Annotated in this window: 8 protein-coding genes; 7 read left to right on the top strand and 1 reads right to left on the bottom strand. The window is 70.7% G+C overall.

Annotation, left to right across the window (positions count from 1 at the left end; translation table 11 throughout):
• Nucleotides 1–120: 120 nt before the first annotated feature.
• From PKE44_RS11025 to PKE44_RS10995, 7 genes are all read left to right on the top strand, one after another.
• Nucleotides 121–855 (top strand): aspartate/glutamate racemase family protein, encoded by a 735-nt coding sequence (locus PKE44_RS11025; protein ID WP_324551051.1) that lies wholly within the window; start codon nucleotides 121–123, stop codon nucleotides 853–855.
• A 17-nt stretch (nucleotides 856–872) separates the two neighbouring features.
• Nucleotides 873–1,802, top strand: a complete 930-nt coding sequence (puuE, locus tag PKE44_RS11020) for an allantoinase PuuE (protein ID WP_324551049.1) — start codon at nucleotides 873–875, stop codon at nucleotides 1,800–1,802.
• Nucleotides 1,803–1,949: 147 nt separating this feature from the next.
• A complete protein-coding gene (gene alc, locus PKE44_RS11015) occupies nucleotides 1,950–2,963 on the top strand; it encodes an allantoicase (protein ID WP_324551047.1) in 1,014 nt (337 codons plus the stop codon).
• Complete coding sequence (locus PKE44_RS11010; RefSeq protein ID WP_324551045.1) at nucleotides 2,963–3,493, top strand: ureidoglycolate lyase; 531 nt, start codon at nucleotides 2,963–2,965, stop codon at nucleotides 3,491–3,493. Before alc ends, PKE44_RS11010 begins: the two co-directional genes overlap by 1 nt.
• A 281-nt stretch (nucleotides 3,494–3,774) precedes the next feature.
• Nucleotides 3,775–4,200 carry a DUF1636 domain-containing protein gene (locus PKE44_RS11005; protein WP_324551044.1) on the top strand — a complete coding sequence of 142 codons (426 nt, stop codon included), beginning with the start codon at nucleotides 3,775–3,777 and terminating at the stop codon, nucleotides 4,198–4,200.
• A 161-nt stretch (nucleotides 4,201–4,361) separates the two neighbouring features.
• A complete protein-coding gene (locus PKE44_RS11000; RefSeq protein ID WP_324551042.1) occupies nucleotides 4,362–4,979 on the top strand; it encodes a Uma2 family endonuclease in 618 nt (205 codons plus the stop codon).
• Nucleotides 4,980–5,169: 190 nt separating this feature from the next.
• Nucleotides 5,170–6,906, top strand: a complete 1,737-nt coding sequence (locus PKE44_RS10995) for a potassium/proton antiporter (protein WP_324551040.1) — start codon at nucleotides 5,170–5,172, stop codon at nucleotides 6,904–6,906.
• Between the two features lie 72 nt (nucleotides 6,907–6,978).
• Here the strand turns inward: PKE44_RS10995 and PKE44_RS10990 are convergent.
• Nucleotides 6,979–7,158 (bottom strand): hypothetical protein (locus PKE44_RS10990; protein WP_324551038.1); only part of this gene is annotated, 180 nt, incomplete at its 5' end.

The following is a 7,158-nucleotide window of genomic DNA, read 5'->3' as shown; positions in this document are numbered from 1 at the left end:
AAGCCCCTCCCCCCTGGCGGGGGAGGGGTTGGGGAGAGGGGGAAACGCCGGAAATCAGCACGACGCTGAATCCGGCACAGCCTGTCCTTTCCATCCCGATCAACCCTTGAGGCCAGCCCGATGCGCATCTGCGTGATCAACCCCAACACCAGCGCCGCGATGACCGAAACCATCGGCCGGGCCGCCCGGCGCGTCGCGGCGGCGGGCACCGAGATCGTCGCGCAGCAGCCGGATGCCGGGCCGGAGTCGATCGAGAGTCACGTCGATGAGGCTTTCGCCGCAGTCGGCGTCGCCGAACTGGTGCGCCGCGGCGAGCTGCTCGGTTTTGATGGCTACGTGCTCGCCTGCTTCGGCGATCCGGGCCTGCTCGCCGCGCGCGAACTGGCGAAAGGCCCGGTGCTCGGCATCGCCGAAGCGGCCTTTCACGCCGCGTCGATGCTGGCCGGGCGTTTCTCGGTGGTCACGACGCTCGCGCGTACCGTACCGATCGCCGAACACCTGCTGCACGCCTATGGTCTGGAACGGCGCTGCGTGCGCGTGCGTGCCGCCGAAATACCGGTGCTCGATCTCGACACTCCGGCGGCCTATGCGCGCATCGCCGGTGAATGCCGGCGCGCGCGCGACGAGGACGGCATCGGTGCGCTGGTGCTCGGCTGCGGCGGCATGGCGGAGCTCGCGCCGGAGCTGTCGCGCGAACTCGGGCTGCCGGTGGTCGATGGGGTCACGGCAGCCGTGAAGTTCGTCGAGTCGCTGATCGCGCTCGGACTCGGCACCGGCAAGACCGGCGACGGTGCCTATCCGCCGCCGAAGCGTTACGTCGGCCGTTTTGCCGACTGGACCACGACGGCGTGCTGAATGCCACGGAGCCTGTAATGTCCGACCAGCCTTATCCCCGCGACCTGATCGGCTACGGCCGCACGCCGCCGCACGCGCGCTGGCCGCAGCAGGCGCGCATCGCCGTGCAGTTCGTGCTCAATTACGAGGAGGGCGGCGAGAACTGCGTGCTGCACGGCGATGCCGGCAGCGAGCAGTTCCTGTCCGAGCTGTTCGCGCCGGCGAGCTTCCCGGACCGGCATCTGTCGATGGAATCGATCTACGAATACGGCTCGCGCGTCGGCGTCTGGCGCATCCTGCGCGAATTCGAGCGCCGCGGCCTGCCGCTGACCGTGTTCGGCGTGGCGATGGCGCTCGAACGCCATCCGGAAGTCACGACCGCCTTCGTCGAACTCGGCCACGAGATCGCCTGCCACGGCTGGCGCTGGATCCACTACCAGAACATCGACGAGGCCACCGAGCGCGAGCACCTGCGCATCGGGCTGGAAGTCATCGAGCACCTGACCGGCACGCGCCCGCTCGGCTGGTACACCGGCCGCGATTCGCCGAACACGCGCCGGCTGGTCGTCGATGACGGCGGCCTGCTGTACGACTCCGACTACTACGGCGACGACCTGCCGTTCTGGACCGAGGTCACGCGCAGCGACGGCGTGACCATGCCGCACCTGATCGTGCCGTACACGCTCGATGCCAACGACATGCGCTTCTCGCTGCCGCAGGGCTTTTCGCACGGCGACGAGTTCTTCGAGTACCTGCGCGACAGCTTCGACGTGCTCTACGCCGAGGGCGCGGAGACGCCGAGGATGCTGTCGGTCGGCCTGCACTGCCGGCTGATCGGCCGCCCCGGACGCTTCCGTGCGCTGCAGCGTTTTCTCGATCACATCGAGCGCCACGACCGTGTCTGGGTCTGCCGGCGCATCGACATCGCCCGGCACTGGCATGCGGAGCATCCGTACGTGCCGGGCTGATTCCTCCGGCCATCCGTCTGCTGTTCAGCCCCTCGCCCCTGGCCGGAGAGGGGTTGGGGAGAGGGGGAGGCTGCCGGCACAGCGTTTCAGCGAATTCCCCCGGCCGGCGGCCCATCGACCGCCGCCGTCTTTCCCGAGGTTCACCCGATGACCGCCACCGCACAGCAGCAAGCCCCCGACTGGACCCGCCAGTACCCGAATCTCGCCAGCGCCAGACTTGGCGCCAGAGCCCTGACCGTGTCCGATGAATGGTTCGCACCGCGCGAGCGCCTGCTCGACGATGCCGAGGCCGTGTTCATTCCCGGCAAGTACGACGATCACGGCAAATGGATGGACGGCTGGGAGACGCGCCGCAAGCGCGTCACCGGCCATGACTGGTGCATCGTGCGTCTGGCCGTGCCGGGCACGGTGTACGGCGTCGACATCGACACCTCGCACTTCACCGGCAACTTCCCGCCGGCGGCGTCGATCGACGGCTGCTGCCTCGCCGAGGGCGGCGATCCGGATGCCGATACCGTCTGGCAGCCGCTGCTCGCGGCCGTGTCGCTCGGCGGCGATGCGCATCACTTCCACGTGCTCGATGCCCGCCTGCCGGTCACGCACGTGCGCCTGAACATCTTCCCGGATGGCGGCGTGGCGCGGCTGCGCGTGCACGGCCGCGCGCTTGCCGGCGACACGGCGCCGGGGGCGGAGCTGGAGCTGTCGTCGATGCTGCTCGGCGGGCGCATCGTCGCCTGCAACAACAGCCACTACGGCCCGCCGCATGCGCTGCTCGCGCCGGGGCGCGGCGTCAACATGGGCGATGGCTGGGAAACGCGCCGGCGGCGCGAGCCCGGCAACGACTGGGTCATCGTCGAGCTGGCGCGGCCCGGGCGGATCACGCGCATCGAGGTCGATACCGCGCACTTCAAGGGCAATTACCCGGACGCCTGCTCGCTGCAGGCCGCCTGCGTGGCGGCCGGCACCGACCAGTCGGTGATCACGCAGTCGATGTTCTGGGCCGAGCTGCTGCCGGCGCAGAAGCTGTCGGCCGATGCGATCCATCACTTCGATGCCGAAGCCCTGGCCGCGCTCGGCCCGGTCACGCACGTGCGCTTCAACATCCATCCGGACGGCGGTGTCAGCCGCCTGCGCGTGTTCGGGCGCGTGGAGTCGGTGTGATGCCGGCTCCGGAGTCCGTCGGGGTTTCCGAAGTGCTGCGCCTGCGCGCCGAGCCGCTGACGCAGGCGGCGTTCGCGCCGTTCGGCGACGTGATCGAGCCGGCCGCTGCCAGCCGGCACTATCCGATCAACGCCGGCAGCGCCGAGCGCTTCCACGATGTCATGCGCATCGACACCGGCACCGCAGACGGGCACACGGTGCTGAGCCTGGTCTTCGGCCAGCCGGTGACGCTGCCGGCCAGGCTCAGGCTGCTCGAACGCCATCCGCTCGGCAGCCAGAGCTGGCTGCCGCTCGATGGCCAGCGCTTCCTGATCGTGGTCGCGCCGGCCGGCGAGCAGTGGGCGCTCGCGGACGTGCGCGTGTTCGTCAGCGACGGCCGCCAGGGCGTCAACTACGCGCGCGGCGTCTGGCATCACCCGCTGCTGTCGCTCGGCGAGGCGCCGGGCCGCTACGTCGTCGTCGATCGCGACGGTCCCGGCGACAACTGCGAGGAACGCCCGCTGCCGCGAGTGGTGGAACTCGTGATCTGAGGCATTTCACCCTGCGCGCGCTGCGGCAGCGCAGCGCGGGGGCTTGCTGCGGCGCGCCGGACGTGGATACTCCGGCACGCACCAGCCCGGCATGCTTCCGTCGGCCACGGACGCCACCCGGCCGCCGCGGCTGATGCGTCCGTCCAGTGCGGCTGCGCCGGTCTCAGCGAATCCGGCTGCATTCCAACAACGATAAACGTCAAGCACGGGAAGAGGGTTCCAGCGATGCGCAAGCTCAGGGTCTGTTTGCGTCCGGCACGCCGTTGTGCGGAGGTGTGCTGATGCCGTCCACGCTGTTCGTCTGCACCACCTGCCGTCGCGCCGACAACGTCGATGATGCGACCACCGAGTCCTGCGGCAGCAAGCTCAAGCGCGAGCTGGAAGCCGCAGCCGAGAGCCTGCCCGAGGCCGCCCGTCCGAAGATCGAAGGCTATGAATGCCTGATGAACTGCGAGCGCGCCTGCAACGTCGCGATCCGCGCGCAGGGCAAGAGCGGCTTCCTGCTCGGCGGCTTCGCGCCGGTGCTCGCCGATGCGCGCGCGCTGCTCGACTACACGTGGCTGTACAACGCCTCGCCGGGCGGTGTCGTGCCCTATCGCGACTGGCCGGACGGCGTGCGCGGCCGCTTCTGCGGTCGCATCCCGGCCGCGAGCGCCGATCCGCTGCCGCAGGCCCGCTCCGAGCCGGCGCTGGAAGGCGAGAAGTAGGCGCCGGCCGGCGTCCGTGAATCCGGGAGTGGCCTCACGCTCCTGATCGCAACCCGCTGTCCGTGCAGCGGGTTTTTTCTTTCCGATCTGCAGGCTTGCCTCTGCGGGCATCGGCGTCGAGACTGCAGGCCAGTCGCGTCCGGCAGCAGAGGTCCATCGCCATGAACGCAGTCGTCTGTCCCCGCCTGACGGTCGCCGATTACCTCGCCGGCGAGCGCGATGCCGAACTCCGGCATGAGTACGAGAACGGCTTCGTGCGGGCGATGACCGGCACCAGCCGGGCGCACAACAGCATCGCCATGAATGTCGCGGCGGTACTGCACAGTCATCTGCGCGGCTCGCCGTGTCGTGTGCATGTCTCCGACGTCAAGGTCCACGTCGATCTCGCCGACGACCAGCGCTTCTATTACCCGGACGTGCTCGTCGACTGCGGCAGCGGCGGTGATGCTTATGTGGCGTCGGCACCGAAGCTGGTCGTCGAGGTGCTGTCGGCCTCGACCGAGCGGCGTGACCGTGCCGAGAAGGCCCAGGGCTACCGGCGGCTGCCGACGCTCGCCGAGTACGTGCTGATCGCGCAGGACGTGCGCCGCGTCGAGGTCTACCGGCGCAGCGAAGGCTGGGAGTTCGAGCGCACGATCGACAGCGCCGCCGCGCCGGTGCGCTTCGAAAGCCTCGGTCTCGAACTGACGCTCGATGCGATCTACGAGGGGCTGGAGCTGCCGGCCGATCCGGGAGACTCGCCGAAGCCCGCGCACGGCAGCCCGGATTCCGCCGGCTGAGTGCGGCGCGCGCCGGCGCCGGCGAGGATGCCGGCGGGCCGTTGCAGGGCCTGTCCGGGGTTCTGTCCATAATTTAATGAGTGGCGCGTCACCGGCGCGCCGCACGGTCTTCCGTATGCTGCACCCGCAGATGGCCGGCGCCTGAACGCGGGGGTCGGCGCCCGTTTCCCTCCTTCTGCGGAATCGACCCGTGCAACCGAGCGATCGCCTGATCCTGCTCGCTGGCCTGCTGATGCTGGTCAGCGTCATCACCACCCGGCTGAGCCGGAGGATCGGCATGCCGATCCTGCTGGTGTTCCTCGGCTTCGGCATGCTCGCCGGCGAGGACGGCCCCGGCGGCCTGGCCTGGAGCGACGTGCCGACCAGCCACTTCATCGGCAGTCTGGCGCTCGCCGTGATCCTGTTCGACGGCGGCATGCGCACGCAGCTCAAGAGCTTCCGCGTCGGCCTGCGCCCGGCGCTCGGGCTGGCGACGCTCGGCGTGCTGTTCAGTGCCGCGATCACCGGCCTGTTCGCCGCCTGGGCGCTCGGCTTCGACTATGTCGAGGGCCTGCTGATCGGCGCGATCGTCGGCTCGACCGACGCCTCGGCGGTGTTCGGCGTGCTGCACGCGCACGGCCTGCGTCTGAAGGAGCGCGTCGGCGCGACGCTGGAGATCGAATCCGGCCTCAACGACCCGATGGCGATCTTCCTGACCGTCGCCGTGCTCGAATGGCTGCTCGCCGGCCGGCCGGCCCTCGATGCCGCGCCGCTGCTGCTGTTCGCGCAGCAGATGGGCGTCGGCGCCGTGCTCGGGCTCGCCGGCGGTTATCTGGTCTGGCTGCTGCTCGACCGGCTCGATCTCGGCGCGGTGTTCACGCCGCTCTTTGCGTTCGCGGCCGGGCTGGCGCTGTACGGCACGACGGCGTTCTTTGGCGGCAGCGGCTTTCTCGCCGTCTATCTCGGCGGGCTGGTGATCGGCAACCGGCCTTCGGTCGGCCTGTCGCTGGTGCTGCGCCTGCACGAGGGGCTCGCGTGGCTGGCACAGATCGCGATGTTCCTGATCCTCGGCCTGCTGGTGACGCCGTCGCAGATCGTGCCGGTGGCGTGGCCGGCGCTCCTCGTCGGCCTCGGGCTGATGTTCGCCGCCCGGCCGCTGGCGGTATGGCTCTGCCTGCTGCCCTTCCGCTTCTCGCCGGGCGAGCGGCTGTTCATCGCCTGGGTGGGGCTGCGCGGGGCGGTGCCGATCGTGCTGGCGATGTTCCCGCTGCTCGCCGACCTGCCGCATGCCGGCACGATGTTCAACGTCGCCTTCGTCGTCGTGCTGCTGTCGCTGTCGGTGCAGGGCTGGACGGTTGCACCGCTGGCGCGCCGGCTCGGACTGGAGCTGCCGCCGGCGGTGACGCCGCAGCGCCATGTGGTCTCGGAGCTGCCGGGCACGCCGGGCGCGGTGTTCGCGAGCTACGTCGTCGCCGTCAACGCGCCGGTCGCCGGTGGTGTGCTCGGCACGCTCGGCCTGCCGCCGGCCAGCCGGCCGGTGGCGGTGGCCCGCGGCGGCCGGCTGCTGGCCGAACCGGCGAGCGTGCGCCTCGTCGCCGGCGATGCCGTGCACCTGCTCGCCCCGCCCGGTGATCTCGAAGTGCTCGATCGCCAGTTCGGCGGCCGTCCGCAGCGCCCCGGTCCGGCCGAGCGGGCGTTCTTCGGTGAATGGGTGCTCAACGGCGATGCGAATCTGGAAGCACTGGCCGGGCTGTACGGCCTGCAGCTCGCCGCCGACGAACGCACGCTGACGGTCGGTGCGCTGCTGACGCGCGCCTTCCGCAAGCCCGTGGTCGGCGACCGGTTGCGGCGCGGGCGGCTGGAGATCGTCGTGCGCGAACTCGACGGCGATCGCGTCCTGCGCGTCGGCCTGAAGCTGCACCGCAACGGGGAGACGGTGGCCGGCTGAAGGCGCGGGGCCGGCGCTTGCCTTCTTTCGACTGCCCCCGGTCCGGGCGGCGGGCAGGAGCCGGCGTCCCGGTCAGCGTCCGCGAGCCGCTGCCGGGGCCGGCCCGGCGTGATCCGCGAGCCGGGCGAACACCTGCCGCAGCCGCGTTTCGACCGCGGCCCGGCCGCTCGCGTCGATGAGCCGCGCGAGGGCCGGCCAGGGCTGGTGCTGCAGCAGCGCGGCCACGAGCAGCGCGCGTTCGGCGGGCGTCAG

The organism is Plasticicumulans sp. (assembly GCF_035331805.1).
Classification (GTDB): domain Bacteria; phylum Pseudomonadota; class Gammaproteobacteria; order Competibacterales; family Competibacteraceae; genus Plasticicumulans.
This window is presented reverse-complemented; position numbering and strand designations above follow the sequence as displayed.

Bases quoted from the DNA above. Each gene is read 5' to 3' on its own strand.
- PKE44_RS11000 (WP_324551042.1), top strand. From the start codon at position 4,362: ATGAACGCAGTCGTCTGTCCCCGCCTGACGGTCGCCGATTACCTCGCC.
- alc (WP_324551047.1), top strand. From the start codon at position 1,950: ATGACCGCCACCGCACAGCAGCAAGCCCCCGACTGGACCCGCCAGTAC.
- puuE (WP_324551049.1), top strand. From the start codon at position 873: ATGTCCGACCAGCCTTATCCCCGCGACCTGATCGGCTACGGCCGCACG.
- PKE44_RS11025 (WP_324551051.1), top strand. From the start codon at position 121: ATGCGCATCTGCGTGATCAACCCCAACACCAGCGCCGCGATGACCGAA.
- PKE44_RS11010 (WP_324551045.1), top strand. From the start codon at position 2,963: ATGCCGGCTCCGGAGTCCGTCGGGGTTTCCGAAGTGCTGCGCCTGCGC.
- PKE44_RS11005 (WP_324551044.1), top strand. From the start codon at position 3,775: ATGCCGTCCACGCTGTTCGTCTGCACCACCTGCCGTCGCGCCGACAAC.